This window comes from Actinomadura darangshiensis (assembly GCF_004349235.1).
Lineage (GTDB): Bacteria > Actinomycetota > Actinomycetes > Streptosporangiales > Streptosporangiaceae > Spirillospora > Spirillospora darangshiensis.
Window position 1 is genome coordinate 1 of record NZ_SMKY01000155.1, and the last position, 21334, is coordinate 21334.

General features: G+C 71.3%; 23 protein-coding genes and 1 pseudogene. 10 read left to right on the forward strand and 14 right to left on the reverse strand.

All coding sequences use genetic code 11. From position 1 onward, the window contains the following. The 3 genes from E1293_RS28245 to E1293_RS28255 form a co-directional block, all read right to left on the reverse strand. The coding region (locus tag E1293_RS28245; protein WP_243716641.1) for an SAM-dependent methyltransferase at positions 1 to 763 on the reverse strand (763 nt) is incomplete at its 3' end. A 36-nt stretch (positions 764 to 799) separates the two neighbouring features. Next, positions 800 to 1465 (reverse strand): transcriptional repressor LexA, encoded by a 666-nt coding sequence (gene lexA / locus E1293_RS28250; RefSeq protein WP_132200525.1) that lies wholly within the window; start codon positions 1463 to 1465, stop codon positions 800 to 802. A gap of 77 nt (positions 1466 to 1542) precedes the next feature. Next, positions 1543 to 2673, reverse strand: coding sequence for a serine hydrolase domain-containing protein (locus tag E1293_RS28255; protein WP_132200526.1), 1131 nt, complete (start codon positions 2671 to 2673; stop codon positions 1543 to 1545). 183 nt (positions 2674 to 2856) lie between these two features. Between E1293_RS28255 and E1293_RS28260 the strand changes: the two genes are divergently transcribed. Then, positions 2857 to 3864 carry a helix-turn-helix domain-containing protein gene (locus tag E1293_RS28260; protein ID WP_132200527.1) on the forward strand — a complete coding sequence of 336 codons (1008 nt, stop codon included), beginning with the start codon at positions 2857 to 2859 and terminating at the stop codon, positions 3862 to 3864. A gap of 78 nt (positions 3865 to 3942) precedes the next feature. Here the strand turns inward: E1293_RS28260 and E1293_RS28265 are convergent, their stop codons facing one another. The 3 genes from E1293_RS28265 to E1293_RS28275 all read right to left on the reverse strand — a co-directional run bounded on the left by E1293_RS28265 (position 3943) and on the right by E1293_RS28275 (position 5963). Further along, on the reverse strand, positions 3943 to 4419 hold the full coding sequence (locus tag E1293_RS28265) for a nuclear transport factor 2 family protein (protein WP_165978424.1): 477 nt from the start codon (positions 4417 to 4419) through the stop codon (positions 3943 to 3945). A gap of 155 nt (positions 4420 to 4574) precedes the next feature. Beyond that, positions 4575 to 5582 carry a zinc-binding dehydrogenase gene (locus E1293_RS28270; RefSeq protein WP_132200529.1) on the reverse strand — a complete coding sequence of 336 codons (1008 nt, stop codon included), beginning with the start codon at positions 5580 to 5582 and terminating at the stop codon, positions 4575 to 4577. Positions 5583 to 5618: 36 nt separating this feature from the next. Further along, positions 5619 to 5963, reverse strand: a complete 345-nt coding sequence (locus tag E1293_RS28275; RefSeq protein WP_243716643.1) for a MerR family transcriptional regulator — start codon at positions 5961 to 5963, stop codon at positions 5619 to 5621. Between the two features lie 135 nt (positions 5964 to 6098). Between E1293_RS28275 and E1293_RS28280 the strand changes: the two genes are divergently transcribed. Next, positions 6099 to 6656, forward strand: coding sequence for a cysteine hydrolase family protein (locus E1293_RS28280; RefSeq protein ID WP_132200531.1), 558 nt, complete (start codon positions 6099 to 6101; stop codon positions 6654 to 6656). A gap of 39 nt (positions 6657 to 6695) precedes the next feature. On the opposite strand, the gene E1293_RS28285 is transcribed toward E1293_RS28280, so the two are convergent. Both E1293_RS28285 and E1293_RS28290 read right to left on the reverse strand, forming a co-directional pair. After that, positions 6696 to 7472 carry a GntR family transcriptional regulator gene (locus E1293_RS28285; protein WP_132200532.1) on the reverse strand — a complete coding sequence of 259 codons (777 nt, stop codon included), beginning with the start codon at positions 7470 to 7472 and terminating at the stop codon, positions 6696 to 6698. Positions 7473 to 7538: 66 nt separating this feature from the next. Next, positions 7539 to 8096 (reverse strand): TetR/AcrR family transcriptional regulator, encoded by a 558-nt coding sequence (locus E1293_RS28290; RefSeq protein ID WP_165978425.1) that lies wholly within the window; start codon positions 8094 to 8096, stop codon positions 7539 to 7541. Positions 8097 to 8242: 146 nt separating this feature from the next. Here E1293_RS28290 and E1293_RS28295 point away from each other — a divergent pair, with 146 nt between their 5' ends. Next, positions 8243 to 9157 (forward strand): oxygenase MpaB family protein, encoded by a 915-nt coding sequence (locus tag E1293_RS28295; RefSeq protein WP_132200534.1) that lies wholly within the window; start codon positions 8243 to 8245, stop codon positions 9155 to 9157. Between the two features lie 25 nt (positions 9158 to 9182). Next, positions 9183 to 10733, forward strand: coding sequence for a class I adenylate-forming enzyme family protein (locus E1293_RS28300; RefSeq protein ID WP_132200535.1), 1551 nt, complete (start codon positions 9183 to 9185; stop codon positions 10731 to 10733). Between the two features lie 9 nt (positions 10734 to 10742). Here E1293_RS28300 and E1293_RS28305 read toward each other — a convergent pair whose 3' ends face one another. Both E1293_RS28305 and E1293_RS28310 read right to left on the reverse strand, forming a co-directional pair. After that, positions 10743 to 11675, reverse strand: coding sequence for an esterase/lipase family protein (locus E1293_RS28305; protein WP_132200536.1), 933 nt, complete (start codon positions 11673 to 11675; stop codon positions 10743 to 10745). 96 nt (positions 11676 to 11771) lie between these two features. Then, positions 11772 to 12491: a DUF4386 domain-containing protein gene (locus E1293_RS28310; protein WP_207939133.1), complete on the reverse strand. Its 720-nt coding sequence runs from the start codon at positions 12489 to 12491 to the stop codon at positions 11772 to 11774. 168 nt (positions 12492 to 12659) lie between these two features. Here E1293_RS28310 and E1293_RS28315 point away from each other — a divergent pair, with 168 nt between their 5' ends. Continuing rightward, a complete protein-coding gene (locus E1293_RS28315) occupies positions 12660 to 13100 on the forward strand; it encodes an SRPBCC family protein (protein WP_132200538.1) in 441 nt (146 codons plus the stop codon). Continuing rightward, entirely contained in the window at positions 13097 to 13612 is a 516-nt protein-coding gene (locus E1293_RS28320; RefSeq protein WP_132200539.1) for an NUDIX hydrolase, read from the forward strand. The genes E1293_RS28315 and E1293_RS28320 overlap by 4 nt, the downstream gene beginning before the upstream one ends. A 94-nt stretch (positions 13613 to 13706) precedes the next feature. Here E1293_RS28320 and E1293_RS28325 read toward each other — a convergent pair whose 3' ends face one another. After that, entirely contained in the window at positions 13707 to 14174 is a 468-nt protein-coding gene (locus E1293_RS28325) for a DUF6069 family protein (RefSeq protein WP_132200540.1), read from the reverse strand. Between the two features lie 116 nt (positions 14175 to 14290). Next, positions 14291 to 15928 carry a carboxylesterase/lipase family protein gene (locus E1293_RS28330; RefSeq protein WP_132200541.1) on the reverse strand — a complete coding sequence of 546 codons (1638 nt, stop codon included), beginning with the start codon at positions 15926 to 15928 and terminating at the stop codon, positions 14291 to 14293. Positions 15929 to 16119: 191 nt separating this feature from the next. Here E1293_RS28330 and E1293_RS48765 point away from each other — a divergent pair, with 191 nt between their 5' ends. From E1293_RS48765 to E1293_RS50785, 3 genes and pseudogenes are all read left to right on the forward strand, one after another. Then, a complete protein-coding gene (locus E1293_RS48765) occupies positions 16120 to 18219 on the forward strand; it encodes a sensor histidine kinase (protein WP_207939134.1) in 2100 nt (699 codons plus the stop codon). Further along, positions 18216 to 18875: a response regulator gene (locus tag E1293_RS28340; protein WP_279473285.1), complete on the forward strand. Its 660-nt coding sequence runs from the start codon at positions 18216 to 18218 to the stop codon at positions 18873 to 18875. Before E1293_RS48765 ends, E1293_RS28340 begins: the two co-directional genes overlap by 4 nt. 27 nt (positions 18876 to 18902) lie before the next feature. Further along, positions 18903 to 19394: pseudogene (locus tag E1293_RS50785) on the forward strand (aminotransferase class V-fold PLP-dependent enzyme); the annotation flags it as partial. A 272-nt stretch (positions 19395 to 19666) separates the two neighbouring features. On the opposite strand, the gene E1293_RS49665 reads toward E1293_RS50785, so the two are convergent. Together E1293_RS49665 and E1293_RS28350 are read right to left on the reverse strand one after the other, a co-directional pair. After that, complete coding sequence (locus E1293_RS49665) at positions 19667 to 20332, reverse strand: hypothetical protein (protein WP_243716647.1); 666 nt, start codon at positions 20330 to 20332, stop codon at positions 19667 to 19669. A gap of 108 nt (positions 20333 to 20440) precedes the next feature. Next, positions 20441 to 20845 (reverse strand): GlcG/HbpS family heme-binding protein, encoded by a 405-nt coding sequence (locus E1293_RS28350; RefSeq protein ID WP_132200543.1) that lies wholly within the window; start codon positions 20843 to 20845, stop codon positions 20441 to 20443. 153 nt (positions 20846 to 20998) lie between these two features. On the opposite strand from E1293_RS28350, the gene E1293_RS28355 reads away from it, so the two are divergent. Next, the coding region (locus tag E1293_RS28355; RefSeq protein ID WP_132200544.1) for a helix-turn-helix domain-containing protein at positions 20999 to 21334 on the forward strand (336 nt) is incomplete at its 3' end.

The following is a 21334-nucleotide window of genomic DNA, read 5'->3' on the forward strand; positions in this document are numbered from 1 at the left end:
CTTCGGGGCCGGGGCGCCACTCGGGCAGTTGCACCACTCCGGGCTCCAGCAACTCCAGCCCGTCGAAGAAGCGGGTGACCTCGGCGTGGGTACGGGGCGTGGCCTGTTCCTGCTGGGGCGCCCGCTCGTTGTAGCGCCGCATCGACTCGGCCACCTGCTCCGCCCCGATGTCGCTCGCGGGGTGCGAGATCACCAGGTGGCTGCCCGGCGCCAGCGCGTCCAGCAGCCGGGTGACGATCCCGTGCGGGTCGTCGGCGTCCGCGATGTACTGCAGGACCGCCACCAGCATCAGCCCGACGGGCCGGCTCAGGTCCAGGGTCGCCGCGGCCTGGTCCAAGATGGTCTGCACATCGCGCAGATCGGCGTCCAGGTAGCCGGTGGCGCCCTCCGGCGTGCTGGACAGCAGCGCGCGGGCGTGGACGAGCACGACGGGATCGTTGTCGACGTAGACGATGCGGGACGCGGGGGCGACCCGCTGCGCCACCTCGTGGGTGTTGTCGGCGGCCGGGATTCCGGTGCCGATGTCGAGGAACTGGCCGATCCCCACGTCGGCCGTCAGGTGGTGCACCGCCCGCCCCAAGAACGCCCGGTTGGCTTGGACCGCGAGCAGGATGTCGGGGTTGGCGGCGGCGGCCTGCTCGGCGGCCTCGCGGTCGGCGGCGTAGTTGTCCTTGCCGCCGAGCCACGCGTCGTAGACCCGCGCCGGATGCGCCACCGAGGAATCGATCTCCGCCGAAGTGCCGGCGGTTCGGTCGTCAGCCACCGTGTGCTCCCTCATCTAGGGGCGACAGCCTAGCGGTCAGACGCTGCGGACCACCGAGACGACGATCCCCAGCACGACGGCCTCGTCACCGTCGATGACCTCGTAGTCGGGGTTGCGCGGTTCGAGCCGGACGTGGCCGTCGCGGCGCCGGTACACCTTCACGGTGGCCTCGCCGTCGATCATGGCGGCCACGATCTGGCCGGAGTGGGCCTCCTGCTGCTGGCGGACCACGACGATGTCGCCGTCGCAGATCGCGGCGTCGACCATCGAGTCGCCGCGCACGCGCAGGGCGAAGACGGTGCCGCGGCCGGTGAGCTCGCGGGGCAGCATCAGCGTCTCGTCCAGGTGCTCCTCGGCCGAGATGGGAGTGCCGGCGGCGATGTGCCCCACCACGGGCACGGTCACCGGACCGCCGGAGGAGTCCCGCGGCGGCTCCTGCCGCAGGAACACCCGCGCGTCGATCGGCCGCGACAGCGCGCTGCCGCGCCGCAGGAACCCCTTGTCCTCAAGGCTCGCCAGGTGGCGTGACACCGACGACGACGACCGCAGGCCGACGGCGTCGCCGATCTGGCGCGTGCTCGGCGCGTAGCCGTACCTGACCACCCAGTCCTGGATCATGGCCAGGATCCGCTGCTGGCGCGGAGGGAGAGCGGAGGCGTCCAGGTCCCCGAACACATCAAGATCACTGTTGGCGGTCACCATGGAAGTGTAGGTGGTGCCGAGGCGAGTCGGCCGGCAAAGGCGGTGGCAGGAGCCCTACGCGTCGCGAGAACCTGGGCTCAGCAGAAGACGGCACCGGCGAGGGTGTACAGCCTTTCACCGGGCGGTGTCCGCTTTCCGAGGTCGACCGACAGTGTCAACTGGCGCCCGTCGTCCGAGCGGAGCGCGTAGGTCGTGTAGCCGATGAGCTGGCCACTGTGCCCGCGCACGTGGACACCGCAGGGCAACGTGTATTCCTGGAGCCCGAGCCCGTACCGGAACTCTGCGTTGGCCGGTACCGTCCGGCGCATCTCGGCCAGGGCCCGCGCTGACAGGAGCCGCCCGCCCAGCAGCCCGTCGAAGAACCGGTCGAGGTCCCGGGTGGTCGAGATCATTTCGCCCGCCGCCCAGTCCAGGGACGGGTTCATCCGGGTGGCGTCCACCCTGCGGCCGCCGGGAAGCCACGCGTACTCGTTCGCGTGCGGCCGCGGCAGGCCGGGCCGGTTCCCCGGCAGGCTCGTCTGCTTCAGCCGGAGCGGGCGCAGGATCCTCTTGCGGACCTCATCGCCGTACCTGTGCCCGGTCAGGCGCTCGATCAGCAGCCCCGCCACCACGTAGTTGGTATTGGAGTACCGCCATTTCGTCTCCGGGGGATATCCGGCGGGCTTGCTGAAGGCCACCTTGAGCAACTGTTCCGGCCGGTAGCCGCGGAAGCGCTCGTCCCCTCGCCACCGGTTGGTGGAGTATCCCGGGTCGCTCATGTAGTCGCGGTAAAGGCTCGTGTGCTGAAGGACGTCCCGTACCGTCACGGGCCCGCTGGGCACCAGGTTCGGCAGGTAGCGAGCGACCGGTTCGTCCAGACGCAGCTTTCCCTCGTCCGCGAGCTGCAGGAGGACGACCGCCACGAAGGTCTTGGTGATGCTCCCGATCCGGAAGTAGCCGTCGGCCCTAGCGGGCCGCCCCGACTCCAGATCCGCGACCCCGGCCGAGCCCGCCCACGTCCCGGCGCTCGTCCGCACACGCACCAGCGCCGCCGTGGCCTCTTCGCGGGCGACGAGATCGTCCAGTTGCTGCTGGACCTGGCCCCACTGCCCGCCTTGCTTCTGGGCGACCGGACGAGCCGCCGTCTGCTCGGGCTCGGCCAGCCCGCAGCCGGCGAGGGCGACGGCGGCGACGGCCAGCGCGGCGCCCGTCTTCTTGAGAAAGATCATGAAGATCACGCTACGAAGCCGTGGTCTCCGCGCCCATGAGGCCGCCCGCCCGACCCGCCTGCGGAAAACCACACCTCCGGCCGTCTACTCGCCATCCGTTCTCCTGGTATCTCCTTGGGATACTCTTTGTGGTGCCTGAGATATTACGAGCCGGTGTTGTTGTCAGAGGAACCGTGGGGAGCGATGATCAGGACGGTCTTCTCCACCGCCGAGATCCCGCCCGAGCGGCGGCTGGCCGCCTTCGACCGGTTCCAGGCCGCCGGCTCGCACGCGATGCGGGTGCTGAGCGACGAGCCCCGGGACTTCCAGGCCACGGCGCGGGCGCTGGACCTGGAACTCGCGGACGTGGTCGAACTGACCTGCTCGTCGGCCGAGGTGCGGAGGACGCCGCAGCTCATCCGCGCCCACGACCCCGGACTGTATTCGGTCGTGTTCCCGCTGCGGGGCGGCATCGTCGTCGCCCAGTCCGGCCGCCAGGCCGTGCTGGGCCACCGCGATCTCGCGCTGTACGAGAGCAGGTACCCGCTGCGGGTGCGGATCACGGCCGAGAACGGGGCGGCGACGCTGGTCCGCGCCCAGGTGCCCCGCGCCCTGGTGCCGTGGCCGTCCCCGCAGATCGACCGCATCCTCGCGACGACGCTCTCCGGAACGTCGGGGGTGGGGGCGCTGCTCGTCGACTTCCTGGTCCGGGTGACCGCTGAGTTCGGCGCCTACCGCCAGGCCGACCTCCCCCGGCTGGGACGGGTGGCCGTCGACCTCCTGAACGGGGTGATCGCGCACCATCTGCAGGCCGGCCCATGGGACGACGCCCATCCGTATGGTCTGCTCCCGCGCATCCAGGACCATGTGCGACGGCACCTGCACGACCCGCGGCTGTCACCGCGCTCGATCGCCGCCGCCCACCACATCTCGGTCAGCCACCTGCACCGGCTGTTCCAGTCGCACGACATGCCGGTGACGGCGTGGATCCGCCGGCTGCGCCTCGAACACGCACGCCTTGATCTCGGCGACCCGGCGCTGCGCCCGCTGCCCGTGCACCGGATCGCGGCCCTCTGGGGTTTCAAGGACCACGCCACCTTCACGCGTGCTTTCCGTGCCGCCTACGGCATCGCCCCGAGCGATTACCGCCATCGCGTCCGCACCTCCGCGCCGAGCCCGGCCGCGGGTGCTTCGAGGGGCCGCACGACCTAGGGCGGCCCACCGAGGGCTGATGGTCCGGACGGCGCATCGGCCGCGCAGGTGCGGCGGATGCGCCGTCCGAAGACCGCGTCACGCCTGGACGGGAGCCTCCAGGTACTGCTCTGGGATGGTCGAGTCCGGTGTCTCGTTGGCCCAGAAGCTCGTCACCAGCCACCAGCGCCCGTCCTTGTGGACGAGTTGGAAGCTGTTGATCCCGCGGCCGAACGGCTCGCCGTCGTGGGTCCGCCGCGCCTCGTAGGTGCTCCAGACGTGCGCCACCGCGCCGAACCGCTCCGTCCGCCGGGCGATCTCTACCTCGTGGAAGGCTTCCACCTGCATGGTGGGACGGATGTCGGTGATCCACTCGTCGATGTCCATCACCCGCACACCGCCGTCGCCGTGCAGCCGCCGGCCGGTCGGGATCAGGCGCGCACCGGGCAGCAGCAGTGCCCGGAGGCGGTCGAAGTCACGGTCCCCGGCGGGGCCGGAAATCGATTCGTAGAGGGCGTTCAGAAGTGCGTCCACCGATGCCGTGTCGGCACTTGTCCTGTCGTTTATCTCAGTCATGAAAGACATCCTCGGTGCATGAATCGGATGGGGGTGGTCCAGAACAGACGTGACCAGCACGATCGTGCCGCAACAAGGTGCTGCAAGTGCGGAGGTGAATCGGATCGTGCACGGACCATCAAGCGATGTCGACGCAACATCAAGCGGATCAATTCCTACCGCCAGGGGTCGAGCGCGTGCTTGCCCTGGGTCTGACCCGCTTCGAGCTCCCGTAGCACCGCCGGTCCCTCGGCCAAGGGGTGGACGTGCGGGGAGCCGGGCGGGTACACGCCCGTGGAGATCAGTTCCTCGATCTCCGTGAGCAGGCTCTGGTAGATCAGCGGGGCCGAGGTCGCCAGCGCGCCGATGTGCAGGCCCCTGATCTGCGCGTGATGGCGGAAGACCAGGTCGTGGGTGCTCAGTTCGGCCTCGCCGGAGGCCGCGCCGAACACGACGACCCGTCCGGTGAAGGGTTTGGCGACCGACAGGCTGACCGGGAGGGTGGCCCGCCCCACCGATTCCAGGACGAGGTCGACGCCGCCCGTCAGGCGCATGATCTCCTCGGCCAGGCCGGGGCGGCGGCTCTCCAGGATTTCGTCGGCACCGAGCGCGCGGACGGTCTCGTGCTTGGCCTGGGACGCCGTGGCGATGACGCGCGCACCGTAGTGCCGGGCCAGGCGCACGGCGGCCTGCCCGACCCCGCCGGCGGCGGCGTGGATCAGCACCACGTCACCGGCCTTGACCTCGCCCAGCGGAACCAGCGCGGCCAGTGCGGTCGCCCAGTTCAGCACCATGCCGAGGGCCTGGGCGTCCGCCCACCCGGCCGGGATGGGAAGCAGCCCGGCGGCCGGCATCGTCATGTACTGCGCGAAGGCGCCCAGCCCGGTCCCCACCACGTGGGCGCCGGCCGGAAGCGCGTTCTCGGTCTCGGGCCCGGCGGCCACGATCTCCCCGGCCGCTTCGAAGCCCGCCACGTAGGGGGCCCGCGGCCCTCCTCCGTAGGTTCCGCGCGTCTGCATGACGTCCGCGAAGTTGATCCCGGCGGCGCCCACCCGGATCAGGTACTCGCCCGGGCCCGGCGCGGGCCGGCGATGGCCGGTCGCGACGGTCATATCGGCCGGGCCGCGGCGGGTCTCCTGGATGAGGGCCCGCATGGTCTGCTCGTTCTGGTCGCTGGTCTCCATGGACGGGAACCTAGAAGGTTCACGCCGGCGTCAAGGTCAACCAGCGGTCATCGACGAGTTCCGGCGAGCCTCGCGGAGGTAGGCGTCGAGCGCCGCCTGCCGGGCGTTGAGCTCGGCGATGCGCGCGGCGAGCCGGTCACGGTACCCCTCCACGAGGTCGAGGTAGTCCGCGCGGGGCGTCCCCGTGCCGGCGTCGTCCTGCTCGACGAGGCGGGGGAGGGCCTCCCTGATCAGCCGCACCGGCAGGCCCGAGCCCAGCAGGGAGCGGATGACGACGACCCGGTCGATGGTGGAGCGGCAGTAGTCCCGGTACCCGTTGCCGCAGCGCCCGGGGACGATCAGCCCTTCGTCCTCGTAGAAGCGCAACGACCGGGCGCTCACGCCGCTGATCCTCGCGGCCGCACTGATCCTCACGGTAAAAGAATGCCACGGGGGATTGCTAGTATCTCAACTGACTTCAACTGTAATCTCACCCACTGTCCAGTGGCGGATGGAACGCCTCGACGGGAGCCTGTCATGACCACCGCACTGATCATCGGAGACGTCCAGCGAGGCATCACCGACGGCTACCCGTTCGCCGCGGAGGTCGTCCCGCCGCTCACCGCACTGCTTCCGCGCGCTCGCGCGGCCGGTGCCCTCGTCGTGTTCGTGCACTTCGGCTTCCGTCCCAACGGTGCGGACCTGCCGCCGGGCAACGCGCTGCTCAGGTCGTTCTTCGACGCCGGGGACGCCTTCCACGAGGGATCGGCCGGAACGGAGCTCGCTCTGCCGGTCGCCGACGAGGACGTCGTCGTGCTGAAGCGCCGCGCCAGCGCGTTCGCCGGCACGGACCTCGACCTCGTGCTCCGCGCGGCCGGCGTCGACAGGCTCGCGGTCGCCGGGGTCGCCACCGGCGCGATGGTCGCCGCGACGTGCTACGACGCGGCGGACCGCGGCTACGAGGTGACCGTCCTGCGGGACGGCTGCGCCGACGGCGACTCCGCGATCCACGACTTCTTCACGGACGCCGTGTTCCCCAGCCGCGGGTTCGAGGTCGTCACCTGCGCCGGCTGGCCGGAAGGACGGCAAGGGTGAACGCCGCGCTGAGCGACCGACTCCGGGGAGGGGGCCGGGTCACACCGTCCCGGGCGGGAGCGCCACCGGCATCTCGATGTTCGCCTTGCTGACCGAGGCGCTGCTCGCCAGGACCTTCAGCACGTCGTGCCGCACACGCTCGCACCGCCTGCGCGTGGCCTCGTGGGCGCCGTCCGCGTCCCGGGCGCGCAGGCAATCGACGATGGCCTCCAGCTCCCCGGGCGGGCTCGCGATGGCGGGAGCGATCAGCGAGGCCATGCGCAGGACGCGCTCCAGCTCGTCGACCACGTCGACGATCGCCTCGCTGAGGCGGTTGTTGCCGCTGAAGTTGGCGATGATGGCCTCGAACTCGATGCCCGCCCGCAGCGACTCCTCGCCCTCCACTTCGCCCGCCGCGAGCGCGAAGGGCACCCTGGACAGCACGCCGAGCCGTTCGAGCGCCGGTGCCTCGACGCCGCGGCGCGCGGCAGCGGCGGCGGCCTCACCGGACAGCAGCGTCCGCAGGGCGCAGAGATCGTCGGTGTCCTGGAGCGTGATCGGGCTGACGACGTAGCCCGCCCGCGGCAGCGCGGTCACGAGCCCGTCGCGCCGCAGCCGCGCGAGCGCCTCGCGCACCGGGGTCTTGCTGATGTGCCACTGCTGCGCGAGGGCCGATTCGGTGAAGCCGCTGCCGGGCGGCAGCGTCAGGTCGATGATCTGGCGCCTGATGGCCCGGTACGCCTGGCCGGTGCGGTCGAGGCCGGGGTCCTCCCGGCCGACGAGCAGCAGTGCGGGGATGCGAGGCGTACCCGTGATCACGGTATGGATGTCGCGCACATCGTCAGCGTATCTTCAATCATAAAATTGATATCTCTGCCCGGCGGCCTCGCGCGGGCCGCGGAGTCAGCCGCGGATGTAGCCGATGACCAGCTCGGCGAGCTCGTCCACCATGCGGTCGTGGGGGATGGGCGGCCGGTCCAGGACGTACTTGATGGACAGCATCCCGACGGTCTCGGTGATGATCCACAGGGTCGCGTCGATGTCGAGGTCGTCGCGGAACTCGGCGCGGTTGACCAGCAGGTAGACGCGGACCAGGTCGGTCAGCCGCCGCTGCAGCGCCGCGAGCTTGTCGAACGGGCCGAGCCGCGGGACCTGCTCGACGATGATGCGCAGCAGGTCGGCGTCCTCCTCGAACAGCCGGATCTGGGCGTCCAGCAGCGCGCGCCCGGCGGCCTCCCACGGCTGCCGCATCGTGGCCTCGATCTCGGCGCCGAGCCGGTCGGCGAGGTGGTCGGCGAAGCGGTCCAGGACGGCGATGACGATCGCGTCCTTGTTCGGGAAGTACTGGTACAGCGACCCGTTGCTGATCCCGGCGGCCTTGGCGATCCGGTTGGTGGACGCGCCGTCGTACCCGCGCTCGGACAGAACGCGAGTGGCGGCCTCCAGGATGCGTTCGACCATGCGGCGCGACCGGTCCTGGGACGGGGTCCTGCGCGGCGAAAGCCCAGGTGAGGAGGCCATCGGCGGGCCCTCCGTAAACGCGACTTGTAAGCGACTGCTTATTCGCGTTTAGCTTACCTCAGTCGTCGTTTCAGGAGGTATCGCACATGACGGTGACCGAGGGGACGCCCGCGACCCGCCCGGCCGGCCAGGAGCGCCGCGACGAGCCCGTCCCGTTCGGACCCGGCTCGCTGCTCTGGGACCAGATGGGGCTCTACACGTCCGCGATCGCGGGCAACAGCGTGTTCATCCTCCAGGTGATGCACCCGGCGATCGGCACCGTGGTCGACCGGCTGTCGAGCTTCCGCACCGACCCGCTCGGACGCGCGGCCCGCAGCTTCGCCTCCGTGCAGACCTGGGTCTACGGCGGGCAGACCGCCATCGACGAGGGCAAGCGGCTGCGCGAGATGCACAAGCCGCTCAGCGCGGTCGACGAGGAGGGCAGGCGCCACCACGCGCTGTCCGCCGAACCGTGGGCGTGGGTGCATCTCACCGGCTTCTACGCCGCCGTCACGGCGGCCAAGTACTTCGCCCCCGCGCCGATGACCGAGGAGGAGGAACAGCAGATCTTCGACGAGTTCCTCCAGCTCGGCCGGATCCTGCGCGTCCCCGAGCGGATGCTGCCGGCGAGCATCCCCGACTACTGGGCCTACTTCGACGACATGGTGGCCGGCACCCTCGTCCCGCACAAGGTGGCGCACGAGGTGCTCGCCCAGATGGGCCGGGTCCCGCCGAACGTGCCGAAGCCGCTGCGGCCGGCGGTCGCCCCGCTGAGCGCCGCGGGCGGACGGATCGGACGGCTGATCACGGTCGGCACCCTGCCGGAGGCGGCCCGCGAGAAGCTCGGCCTGTCGTGGAGCGCGGCGGACGAGCGGCGGCTGCGGCTGGCCGCGCAGGTCATCGGGCGGAGCACGCCGCTGCTGCCCGAACGCGTCCGGTACATGCCGATCGCCTACCGCGCCCGGCAGGCGGCCCGCGCCCAGGAGCGGCTGGAGCGCGCCCTCGCCCACCGGCCCATGTGAACCGCGACCGCCAGGAGGTTTCCCCATGACCGCACCCGCCGTGGACCCGCTGGCGGCGCTGGCCGCCGCCACCCCGTCGAAGACCGCGCTCATCGAGGACGACGCACGCCTGACGTACGCCGAGTTCAACGCGCTGGTGAACCGGTACGCCAACCTGCTCGTCGACCACGGCGTCCGAGCGGGCACCAAGGTCGTCTGGTGCGGCCGCAACAGCACCGCGGTCGTCGCGCTGATCGCGGCCCTGCGCAAGTGCGGGGCCGTCGGGGTGCCGCTGAACTACCGCCTGAGCCAGGAGGAGACGACCTACGTCGTCGAGAACGCCGACGCCGCCCTGGTGATGTTCGACGCCGAGCAGGCGGCGCAACTGGAGGCGGCGTCCCGGCAGGCCGGGGAGGTCCGCTCCTGGCTCGCCTGGGGTGGATCGGTGCCGGAGTGGGCCTCCTCGCTCGACGCCCTGGCCGCGAAGAGCCCCGAGACCGAACCGGTGCCCCTCGGCGCCGACCCGGCGGCCGGCACCTCGATGTTCTACACGTCGGGGACGACCGGCAAGCCGAAGGGCGTCGTGCGGGGCGAGCCCGACCCGGCCCTCGTCCTCGGGCTGGTCGGCGAGATCGGCTTCGAGCCCGGCGACGTCTACCTCACGACCGGCCCGCTCTACCACTCCGGGCCGATGAGCTTCATGCTCATCGTCCAGCTCATGGGCGGAACCGTGGTCGTCATGCGCGACTTCGACCCGGAACGCTGGCTGGACCTCGTCGAACGGCACCGGGTGACCGCCACGTTCTCCGCGCCGACGCCGATCCGCCGGGTGGTGGACCTGCCGGACGGGACGATCCGCGCCCGGGACCTGTCCTCGCTGCGCCGGCTGATCGCCAATGCCGCGCCGTGGCCGTTCGAGCTCAAGCGCCGCTACATCGACAAGATCGGCGAGGGCTCGCTGTTCGAGGTGTACGGCTCCACCGAGCTCGGCGTGGACACGATCCTGCGTCCCGAGGACCAGCTCCGCAAGCCCGGCAGCTGCGGCCGGGCCGCTCCGGGCGTCGAGATCGCGCTGTTCGACGCGGAGGGCCGCCCCGTCGAGGAGCCGCACGTGCCCGGCGACCTGTACGTGCGCGGCGCCGCCGTCTTCAACGACTACTACAAGGCCGAGGGCAAGTTCCGGGACGCCGGCCGGGGCGAGTGGCTGACGGTCGGCGACATCGCCTACCGCGACGAGGAGGGCTTCTACTACATCTGCGACCGCCGCACCGACATGATCATCTCGGGCGGGGTGAACATCTACCCGGCCGAGATCGAGGCGGTTCTGACCGCGCACCCGGCGGTGGCGGACGCGGCCGTGTTCGGCGTCCCATCGGACGAATGGGGAGAATCCGTGCACGCCGCCATCGTCGTGGCGCCCGGCGGCGCCGTCACGGACGAGCAGCTGCGCGGCTTCTGCCGGGAGCACCTGGCCGCCTACAAGACGCCCCGGGGCTTCGACCGGATCGCGGAGATCCCCCGCAACCCGTCCGGCAAGACGCTCAAGCGGCGGCTGCGCGACCCGTACTGGGAATCCCGCGACTCCAGGCTCAGCTGACCCGGGGCGTCAGATGTTCGGGCCGTAGCCGGTGCACTGCGGCCTGAACCCCGGCTCGCCGGGGCCGAGCGCGTTGAGGACGATCTGCGCGACCGGCCCGTCGAACCAGAGCCCGGAGTGGCCTACCGGATCGTCCGGGCACAGGTCCTGAAGCAGGATGTTGACGGAATCGCCGCCGTGCAGGAACGAGTTCGCCAGCGGGGTGACCGTGGTGTCATGCGTCGTCGCGATCGTCAGGTAGCGGACGCCGGGAACCGTGTCCCCGTCGGCGAACAGCGCGTTCTGGAAGTCGGAGCCGTCCTCCTGCTGCGTGTACGCGGGCGCACCGACGAAGCGGTAGGCGTCGTTGACCAGCCCGAGCACCTTCAGCGACCGCGCGAGGTCGACCAGGCCGCCCATGGTGGTGCCGTGGTTGGTCGGCGCGAGCCCGACCATGGTGCGCACCTTGGCGGCACCGCCGAGGCGCTTGATGTAGTAGTTCGGCATCATCCCGCCCTGGGAGTTGCCGATCACGTCGACCCTGCCGGCTCCGGTGGCGGCCAGGACCTTGTCGACGAACGCGCTCATGGTGCGCGCCGACTCCGCGACGTCGCCGAGCCCGTAGACGTGCCCGAGGCTGGAGGGCGTCTCGCCGTAGTTGAACGCGTATACGCAGTATCCGGCGTTGGCCAGGAGCGGCGCGAGCCTGGCCCCGGAGAAGCCGAGGTTGGACGTCGTGCCGTGCACGAGCACCACCGGCACGGGATGCTCGCCGGACGGTGCGCAGGACCAGACGTTGGCCCCGGCGACCGCGTCCGGGCTGAAGAGGTAGTTCCCGACGGCCGTTCCGAGGTCGCCGACGGGATACGCCGTCTCCGCCCGCGCCGGCACCGCCGCCGCGGCCCCCGCACATACCGCCATCGTCGCCGCGGCGACGCCCCGCCAGAACCGGTGTCCTCTCATACAAACAACGATATCTATTTAACCTCGCCCCGACCATGACCGCACTGACAACAAACCCGCCCCACCCTCGTACCTGACGACGAAGAACCCCATCACCTAGGTTCGTTGCAGGATCGGCGCGGGGCGGAAGCCCTTGGTTGCGAGCCAGATGCCCAGGGACGCCTCCCAGACGATCTCCGGCGCCGTGAACAGGAAGTTCACCGGGGACTGCTGCTCGTAGGCGCCGAACAGGACGGCGGTCGCGGTGGCGCAGGCGATGGGGCCTCCGATGAGCCCGATGAGCGCCATGGGGCGCGGCACCAGGCCCGACCGGTACATCAGGTAGCCCAGCAGCAGCCCGTTGCCGAAGCCCGCGCAGAAGGCGGGGCCGAGGAGGAACGTCTGATCCTTCAACGCCACCAGTGAACGGCCGATCAGAGCGGCGTCGGCGCCGCCCCCGCCGGCCAGGTCCTGCCGCAACGCCACGACGGCGAGCACGCTGACGACCCCGATCACGATGAGGGTCGATTCGAGGATTCGCAAGCCGACGTAACCGAGGGAGACGCTCTCGCTCTGCCGTTTCAGGATCGGGAACAGCACGACCGCGGTGGCGATGTTCGCGACGGCGGTCAGAATCTCAAGGAGGGCTCCGATCCGCACCTGCGTGTCCGCGCCCGCTCCCAGGATGTAGTTCGCGTCGTTGAGGACCGGGTCGTACAGCAGCACAGCCGGGATCGAGAAGACGAACGTGAGGATGAACCAGACACCGGCGATCCTCGCGGTCCGCTGAACGGCGTCCACCGAGCCTTCCGGCGTCCGAGATCGGATCGTGTTCACGTGACTCCCAAGACTTGGACGGGCCACGGCCCGATTGCCGGGACAGTCGTAGGGAACCACGTCGAACGGGCGCTGTCCCCACCCTCCGGTGGCCGGTTCAAGCCGCGCATCGGTCGTAGGAGGCGGGGGTAGGCGACGCCGGGCCGGTGCGGTGAAAGGATGATCAGCATGGGACAAGTCGTGGTGACCGCGGAGAGAACGCTAGAAGCAAGCCCGGACCAGGTGCTCGGGGCCCTCAGCGACTACACGGGGATGCGGTCCCGCATGCTGACGGAGCATTTCAGCGAGTACGAAGTGCGGGAAGGCGGCCAGGGCGAGGGCACGGTGGTGCACTGGAAGCTGGCGGCGACGAGCAAGCGGGTCCGCGACTGCCTCTTCACCGTGAGCACCCCCGCCGCCGACCGCCTGGTCGAGCAGGATGCCAACTCCTCGATGGTCACCACCTGGACGGTCACCCCGGCGACCGAGGGCGCGCGCGTCCACGTCACCACCACCTGGGACGGAGCAGGCGGCATCGGGGGCTTCTTCGAGCGGACCTTCGCCCCCAAGGGCCTGCGGCGCATCTACGACGCCCAGCTGGCCAAGCTGGGCTCCGAACTGGGCACGTGACCAGCGCGCCGGCCGACGAGGTCTACCGGCGGCGCACCGCGCGCGTCCTGCTGGTGGACGACAGCGACCGCGTCCTGCTGTTCCGCTGGCCGAGGGTCGCCGGCGAACCCGAGGCGGGCCACTGCTGGATCACTCCGGGCGGAGGCGTCGAGGAGGGCGAGACGCTGAGCGGGGCCGCGGTCCGCGAGCTGCGCGAGGAGACCGGCCTGGTCGTCGCCCCCGACGACCTCGGCCCGCGGGTCGCCCTGACCTCCGGCCACGCGGACCTCGGCTGGGCCCGGGGCCTGTTCCGGGACGACTTCTTCCTGCTGCGCACGGCCGCCTACGCCATCGACACCGCAGGGTTCACGCCGATCGAACGCGAGCATGTCGGCGCCCACCGCTGGTGGACGCTGGAGGAACTGGCGAGCGCGGGGGAGCCGGTCTATCCGCTCATGCTCGCGGAACTTCTCACCGGCCTGCTCGCGGGACACGCACCCTCCGAGCCGGTCCGCCTCCCCTGGCACCACTGAGCGGCCGGTACCTGGCAGATGACGAAACGCCGGCACCCGTGAGTGCGGGTGCCGGCGTCGGCGGACGGTCGGCCTGGAGTTCGGCGTCACCTGGTCAGGAGGCCTGACGGCGGGCGGGCAGGCGGCCGGCGACCAGCGGGACGACGATCGCCGCGGCCACGAGGTGGGTGGTGATGAGGGTCAGCCGGGTCGCCGTGGTCGCCGAGACGAGCAGGTCGGGCACGATCGACAGGACGATGAGGACGGCGGTGACCGTGAAGAACGCGCGCTTGGGCGCGGCGGCCCAGCGGCGCAGCGCGTAGGCCAGCCCCACGCCCATCGCGCTGAACAGCAGCGTCAGCTGGGCGAAGCCGATGGCGGGGATCGGCTCGCCGTCGATCTCCACTGGCACGCCCGCCGATTTGGCGACGGCGGAGATGGCGGTGGTGGCCACGGCGGCGGCGACGCAGGCGAGCACACCGGTGCGCCACATTCGGACGGTCCAGGCGGTCGTGCCGTGGGCATCCGGGGCCACGAAGCGGCGCTGGGAAGGAACGGGGGCGGTGCTCTGCTGGACGGCCATGGTCTCTCTCCTTCGGGTAAGTGAGTCGATAATGAGACTCCGAGCCCGCCCATTACTCATCGCTCTCCGGCGGATTTCTTTGAACTCGTCCCCCTGGCCGAGGCCGCCGCCCACCCTCAGATGCCGAGGGCTGCCCAGAAGCCGAGGTGGTGCTCGGCGGCCGTGTCGACCGGGCGGATGCCGCCGCTGCCCGGAGCCAGGGCCTGGACGTAGGGGGTGCGGTTCCCGGCCGTCCTGAACCTCGGCCACCGGGGGCCGCCGGCCTTCCCGGGATCACCGGACGCCGCGAAGGCCGTCCAGTAGCCGATCATCTGCTCGGCGAGCCGCTGCTGCTCGGGATCGAGCGCGGGCGGCATACCGCCGAGGTCGAACAGGTACCACAGCTCGGAGGCGTGCTGGGCGCCCATCGGCATCTTCGGCGGCGCGGGGGAGAGCGCCGGAGGGTTGGGGTCGGCGAACAGGTACTGGTAGACCGGCACCCGGCGGGACAGGTCCCGGGCCATGTCGTACTGCGCCGAAGCCCACTTGCGGTCGGTGACGATCGCCGACCACGCCAGCGCGGCCGAGTCGTAGGACGAGCGCGGGTACTCGGCCCGGACCGCCGCCTCGTCCTTGCCGAACGTCTCGGCCATCACGGTGTCGAAGGTCTGCTCGGTCATCGGCTTGCGCTGGCCGGCGCCCGCGTCGTCGTAGACCGCCGTGCTCTGGGTGGACTCATCGCGGGTGTGCCCGGACAGCACAGGCACGCGGTGGAACCGTCCCGTACGCACGGCGTCGCTCGGCCGTACCGGCAGCACGGCATTGCCGTACGCCGGGTGCATGTCCCTTTCCAGGACCGGCAGCAGCTTGTCCACCGGCAGCCCGCGCATGCAGGCGATCACCGCCGCGTCGCCGCCCGTGCAGCCGAGTTCCGCCGCGGTCCGCCGGCCGCGTTGCCGGACGGTCGCGACCGGCTGGAAGATCTTCTCGGGCGTCTGGCCGCGGTAGTCGAAGTTCCTCAGCCAGCCGACCGAGCACGACCCGCTCTGCATGATGACCTTGTGGAACAGGCCCTTGGCCCCCGGCGAGGTGAGCTGCGCGCAGCCGCTGAGGCCGCCCGCGGACTGGCCGGCGAGGGTGACGTTGCCGGGGTCGCCGCCGAACCTCGCGATGTTGCGCTGGACCCAGGACAGGGCGGCCTGCTGGTCCTTCAGGCCGTACGTTCCGGAACCCTTCAGCCCGGGGTGGCCGAAGAAGCCGAACACGCCGAGCCGGTAGTTGACGGTCACGACGACGACGTCGCCCTTGGCCGCCATGCGTTGGGCGCCGTAGTTGCTTCCCGCACCCATGTAGTAGCCGCCGCCGTGCACCCACACGACCACCGGCTTGGGCTTGGCCGGGGCACCGGACGGTGCGGTCACGTTGAGGTTGAGGCAGTCCTCGTTCTTGCTCCCGCTGGGGATCTCGCCGGGGTTCTGCGGGCACGCCGGTCCGGGCCTCGTCGCGTCGCGTACGTTCTTCCACGGCTCGGGCGGCTGCGGGTCCGTCCAGCGCAGCTTCCCCACCGGCGGTGCCGCGTACGGGATGCCCTGGAACACGCGGACGTTCCCGTCCGGCTTGCCGCGTACCGCCCCGTCCTCGGTCCACACGACGTACGCACTGGCCTTGCCTGCGCTGAGTTGCGCGGTCTGGCCGGCGGCACACGCCGCCGTGGCGCCCACCGTTCCGGTCAGTGTCAGCAGCGCCAATGGCAAGCGCCGGTTCCAGGCCTTCATCCGGTGATGTCCTTCCGTGCGTCGTATCGTCGGGACACAAGTCCAGCGCCCCCTCGGATCGGCGCACCAGCCGCGAAAGCGGTGAGCACAGTCCACGAAAGTGGATCGCCGTCACGGCCGATTGCCCTCCTTCGTTGTCTTTGCGCTGGTAGCTCCGGGTGCGGGCGTCTCACCGGGTTACCTTGAACGGCATGGAGCACCTGCCGTCACCCGGGACATGGCCCGTCCGGGAGCGGATCCTCGACGGGACGGTCCTGCTCGCGGCCGTCGCCCTCGCCTGGCTGCTGCCGCTCGCGCTCCCCGATGGGGCGGCCGGATGGAACCCCCTGGCCGGAACGGCCGGACTGGTGATCGTCGGCGCCATGATGACCGCGGGCCGGCGGGCAGGCGCCGCGCCGGTGGCCGCCGTCGCCGTCGCCGGAGTGACGGCGTGGACGCTGCTGGCGGCCGGCCGGTTCGCCACCGCCGACGAGCTCACCAATCCGCTGATGTCGCTGGCCCCGGTCGTCCTGACGTACGCCGGGCACCTCTACCGGAACGACCGGCGGCGCGCGTGGACCATGGCGGCGCTGCTCGTGGTCGTCGTCGCGCACCCGTGGTCCACTTCGGTGACGATCGCCGGCGACGGGCTGCTGTACGTCTGCGCGCCGATGCTGTTCGGGTTCTACCGTGAAGCGCACACGATGCTCGTCCGGACGCTGACGGAGCGGGCTCGCGCCGCCGAACGCGAACGTGACCTGTGCGAAGAGCAGGCCAGGGCCCAGGAGCGCACCCGCCTGGCCATGGAACTGCACGACGTCGTGACGCACCGGGTCAGCCTCATGGTGCTGCACGCCGGAGCGCTGCGGATCACCTCGGCCGACCAGGCCGTCCGGGACGCGGCCGAGCACGTACGGGCGATCGGGTGCGAAGCGCTGCTGGAGCTCCGCGAGCTGATCGGCGTGCTCCGCGGCCCCAGGGCCGGTGCCCCCGCCGCGGCGACCGGCGCCCGCGGGCCCGACCTGGCGATGGCCACCGCCGGCCGCGGGGACGGCCCGCGCATCGGCAGGTCCGATCTGGTCCTGGCGCTGGTGGCGCTCGCCTGGACGCTGCTGCTCAGCACGGCCGTGGCCTCCTCGCAGGCGACGGGGGACGGTGAGCTGACCGTCCCCTGGATCGAACTCGCGCTGCAACTGCCCCTCGCAGCCGCGCTCGTCGTCCGCCGGCGGCATCCCCACCTGGCGGCCGTGCCGACACTGACCGGAGCGGTCGTCCTGGTCGGACTCGCCATGACCGGTTCGGCGGACCTGCTCCCGACGGGCGACTCGACCAGGCTGCTCGTCCCGGCGGTGGCTCCCCTGGTGGCCTACGCCCTCGCCGCGTACTCCCAGCGTCCGGCCCTGGGCGCCGGCATGACATTGCTCCTCCTGACCCTGGCCGCGCGGCCGTGGGAGCCGTATCCGGAGGTCATCTCGGTGGCCGCGGTGTTCATCGGCCTGCCGGCCCTGCTGGGGCTGTACGTCAGAGCCTGGCGCCGCCTCGTCGCCGCACTCACCGAACGCGCCGAGCGGGCGGAACGGGAGCGGCGGCTGCTCGCCGGCAGGGCGCGTGCCGCGGAGCGGGCCAGGCTCGCCTACGAGATGCACGGCATCGTGGTCGGCCGGGTGAACGACATGCTGGACTGGGCGTACCGGCTGGGAGGCGGGGCACCGTCCACGGGGACGGCGCAGGCGACGCTGTCGACCAGCCCCGGTGAGGCCTCGGCGGAGCTGATCGCGACGGGCCGGCGCGCCCTCGACGAGCTGCACGATCTGGTCGGCGCCTTCCAGGCCAAGCACGATGGCACCGAAACCGCCGGCGACCCGGCGGACCTGGCCGGCCTCGCCGCCGACTCCGCGTCCGTCGGCGTACCCGTCGACCTCGTCGAGGAGGGCGACCCGGCCTCACCCTCCCCGGCGATCGCGCGGACGGCGCACCGGATCGTCGGGGAGGCGCTCACCAACGTCCGCAAGCACGCGCACGGGTCCCGCGTACGCGTGGAAGTGCGGTACGGCGCCGACCAGGTACGCGTCACGGTCAGCAACGGCAGACCGCCCGCGCGGCCGCCCGGCCCCGCGGGACCTTACCCAGGGGAGCCGATGCTGGCGGCCCGGGGCTCCGGGACCGGGCTCCTCGGCGTCCGGCAGCGCGTCGAACTCGTCGACGGGACCCTGATCGCCGGGCCCACGGACGACGGCGGATTCCGCATTGATGCGATACTGCCCGCATACGTGCCCGCCTCGTCACACACCGTGGGAGACCCGAGTTCGTGACCACCGACCCGATCCGCGTCCTGGTCGTCGACGACGAGCCGATGGTGTGCGCCCACCTGCGCACCATCCTCGGCTCGGCCGTCGGCATCGACGTGATCGAACCGGCCCACGACGGGGAGGCCGCGCTGCGCGCCGTCGAGCGGCACCGCCCCGACATCGTCCTGATGGATCTCCGCATGCGCGGGATGGACGGGCTGACCGCGATCGAACACCTCATGGCGCGCCCGGATCCCCCGGTGGTCGTGGTGCTGACCACCTTCGACGCCGACGAGTACGTGCTGCGCGCCGTGCGCGCTGGCGCCGCCGGGTTCCTGGTGAAGTCGACGCCGCCGGAGGACCTGATCGACCTCGTCCGCGTCGCCTGCAACGGGCACACCGTCCTGTCGCCGGAGGCCACCAGGCGCCTGATCGCCGCGTCCTCCGCCGCGGAGCAGCACCGGGAGCACGCGCGGCGCCTGGTCGCCGGGCTCACCGAACGCGAGACCGAGGTCCTGGCCTGCCTCGGCGAGGGACTGTCGAACGCGCAGATAGGCAAGCGGCTCTCCCTGTCCGAGGCCACGGTGAAGAGCTACGTCTCGCGAATGCTGGTCAAGCTCGGCTGCGAGAACCGCACCCAGGCGGGCCTGGCCGCCCACAACGCAGGACTGGTCGCATAGGCGATGAACCTGGACCAAGCGGTACAGATGTGGGACGCGGAGCCGGGATGGCTGAACACCGCGAGCTATGGCATCCCGCCGGAGCCGGCGTTCGAGGCGCTGCAGAGCGCGCTGGCCGAGTGGCGCCGCGGGGCCAACGGCTGGGACAAGTGGGACCGGTCCACCGGCCGCGCACGCACCGCCTTCGCGCGCCTGGTCGGCGTCCCGTCCGATGACGTGGCCGTGGGCGCCTCCGCCTCGCAGGTACTGGCCCCGGTCGCGGCCTCGCTGCCGTCCGGATCGCGCGTCGTCGTCCCCGACATCGAGCAGACCTCGAACCTGTTCCCCTGGCTCGTGCACGACCTCGACGTGCGCACGGTGCCGCCGGCCGACCTGCCCCACGCGATCGACGAGCGCACCGACGCGGTCGCCTTCAGCCTGGTCCAGTCCGCGACGGGCGAGGTCGCCGCCGGCGGCGAGGTGGTCGCGGCGGCCCGGGCGCACGGCGCGCTGGTCGTCGCCGACGCCACCCAGGCGGTCGGCTGGCTCCCGGTCGACGCGACGTCCTTCGACGTCCTCGCCGTCTCGGCGTACAAGTGGCCGGCATCGGCCCGATCCACGACCACGACGTCGGGATGGCCAACCGCTTCCGGACCGGCCGGTTCGGGTGGCCTTCCACCTCTACACGACAGATGCCGACGTGGACGCCGCCATCGCAGCGGTGGACTGAACCGTTCAGCCGCCTGCCGGAGCTGGTGGAAAGCGTTCCCGCTGGCCGGACCTGTCTGGTCCGGCCAGCGAGGAGAAGGCGGTCACCGCCGCGAACGCGGGGTCGTGCGCCAAGTACGCTGCCCGGGCGTTGCCGGACGTTGGTCGTCGGGTCGTGAGCCTGCCTGGTTCTCCCACTCCGGAGCGGTGGAGGATCCTCGTCCGCCCTGTTGCCCGGCGGCAGCGGCACGTTTGCTTTCGCCGCGTCCCGCCTCCGCTCGCCGGGCCTCTCGCACGCCGACCACCAGGAAACGTCCCAGCGCCACTGCTGCGAGCAGGACGATGATGCTGCCGAGACCGTGGAAGAACGACAGTTGTTCGGCGATCCGACGGGTCTGACCGCCGAGCGCCGCTCCAGGGCTGACGTCCCACTGCGCGGCGATCGTGGCGCCCACGACGAACCACAGACCGCCCAGGATCGCCAGCCAGGAACCGAACAGCGCGATAGGACGGTTGGAACTGACCAGCAGGATCAGGCCGCCCACCCCCACCGCGATCGCCGGAAGGATGGAGAGCACCAGACGGTCAGAGGTGTAGACCCACGCGTCGTCCGGCCCGAACCCGAAATGGAAGTACGGGCCGATGAACGGAATGAGCCCGCCCCACAGCGCCAGGAGGATCAGCAGCAGGCCGCTGAGCATGCCTCGGCTGCGGGGAGCTTTCAGCATTCCGGTTCCGCGAGACCGCGGAGTATGCGTCATCCCGGCCATAGGGCCCCTCCTTGACCAGGTCAATTTGTCCCTTTTATTGTCAGATGCGCCATACCCGGTGAGTCACCCCACAACCGGCCGGACACGCAAAGACCACGTCACGCGCGTTCACCCCGCCGCGGACAGGCAGGCTTCGGCGACCTCGGTGTCCTGCTGGACGTCGCCGCCCGACACCCCGACCGCGCCCACGGTGCGGCCGTGCTCGTCGATGATCGGCAACCCGCCGCCAAAGGAGATCAGGCCGTCGTTGGTGGCCTCGATGCCGTAGCAGGGACCGCCCGGTTGGGAGATCTGCCCGATCACCGCGGTCGGCATCCGGAACAGCATCGCGGTCTTGGCCTTCTTCAACGCGATGTCGATCGAGCCCAGCCATGCCTGGTCCATCCGCGCGAAGTGCAGCAGGTGCCCGCCGGCGTCCACGACCGCGATGTTCACGGCCACTCCCAGCGCGTCGGCCTGGACCATTCCGGCCTCGGTACGGCGAACGGCGTCCTGCAGGGTCAGCACGGTCATCACTTGTTCCTCGGCTTCTCGGGATTCGTAACGGAGCGCCACCACTGTGTCCCGCCCCACCGGGCCCCTGACAGGACCGCTTCTGCCCAGGTCGGACGTTCCAGGGACAACGAGACCCAGGCAGCGCCCGCCCCGCGGCCGGTACTGTGAGCCATGATCGAACTGGGAGCCTTCCTCAAGGCCAAGCGCGCCGCCCTCACCCCCCAGGACGTCGGTCTGCTCGCCGGCGACCGCATGCGCCGCGTCGCCGGACTGCGCCGCGAGGAGGTCGCGATGCTGGCCGATGTCGGCGTCGACCACTACACCCGGCTGGAGCAGGGCCGCACCACCGGCGTCTCCGAGGCCGTGCTCGCCGGGATCGGCCGGGCGCTGCGCCTGACCGACGCCGAACAGACCTATCTGAGGGCGCTCGCCAAGCCCCCGGCCCGGCCCCGCTCCCAGCCCGGCGGCCTGTCCAAGATCAGCGCCGCCACCGGCGCCCTGCTCGAC

Bases quoted from the DNA above. Each gene is read 5' to 3' on its own strand.
- lexA (WP_132200525.1), bottom strand. From the start codon at position 1,465: ATGGTGACCGCCAACAGTGATCTTGATGTGTTCGGGGACCTGGACGCC.
- E1293_RS28255 (WP_132200526.1), bottom strand. From the start codon at position 2,673: ATGATCTTTCTCAAGAAGACGGGCGCCGCGCTGGCCGTCGCCGCCGTC.
- E1293_RS28260 (WP_132200527.1), top strand. From the start codon at position 2,857: ATGATCAGGACGGTCTTCTCCACCGCCGAGATCCCGCCCGAGCGGCGG.
- E1293_RS28265 (WP_165978424.1), bottom strand. From the start codon at position 4,419: ATGACTGAGATAAACGACAGGACAAGTGCCGACACGGCATCGGTGGAC.
- E1293_RS28270 (WP_132200529.1), bottom strand. From the start codon at position 5,582: ATGGAGACCAGCGACCAGAACGAGCAGACCATGCGGGCCCTCATCCAG.
- E1293_RS28280 (WP_132200531.1), top strand. From the start codon at position 6,099: ATGACCACCGCACTGATCATCGGAGACGTCCAGCGAGGCATCACCGAC.
- E1293_RS28290 (WP_165978425.1), bottom strand. From the start codon at position 8,096: ATGGTCGAACGCATCCTGGAGGCCGCCACTCGCGTTCTGTCCGAGCGC.
- E1293_RS28295 (WP_132200534.1), top strand. From the start codon at position 8,243: ATGACGGTGACCGAGGGGACGCCCGCGACCCGCCCGGCCGGCCAGGAG.
- E1293_RS28300 (WP_132200535.1), top strand. From the start codon at position 9,183: ATGACCGCACCCGCCGTGGACCCGCTGGCGGCGCTGGCCGCCGCCACC.
- E1293_RS28305 (WP_132200536.1), bottom strand. From the start codon at position 11,675: ATGAGAGGACACCGGTTCTGGCGGGGCGTCGCCGCGGCGACGATGGCG.
- E1293_RS28315 (WP_132200538.1), top strand. From the start codon at position 12,660: ATGGGACAAGTCGTGGTGACCGCGGAGAGAACGCTAGAAGCAAGCCCG.
- E1293_RS28325 (WP_132200540.1), bottom strand. From the start codon at position 14,174: ATGGCCGTCCAGCAGAGCACCGCCCCCGTTCCTTCCCAGCGCCGCTTC.
- E1293_RS28330 (WP_132200541.1), bottom strand. From the start codon at position 15,928: ATGAAGGCCTGGAACCGGCGCTTGCCATTGGCGCTGCTGACACTGACC.
- E1293_RS48765 (WP_207939134.1), top strand. From the start codon at position 16,120: ATGGAGCACCTGCCGTCACCCGGGACATGGCCCGTCCGGGAGCGGATC.
- E1293_RS49665 (WP_243716647.1), bottom strand. From the start codon at position 20,332: ATGGCCGGGATGACGCATACTCCGCGGTCTCGCGGAACCGGAATGCTG.
- E1293_RS28350 (WP_132200543.1), bottom strand. From the start codon at position 20,845: ATGACCGTGCTGACCCTGCAGGACGCCGTTCGCCGTACCGAGGCCGGA.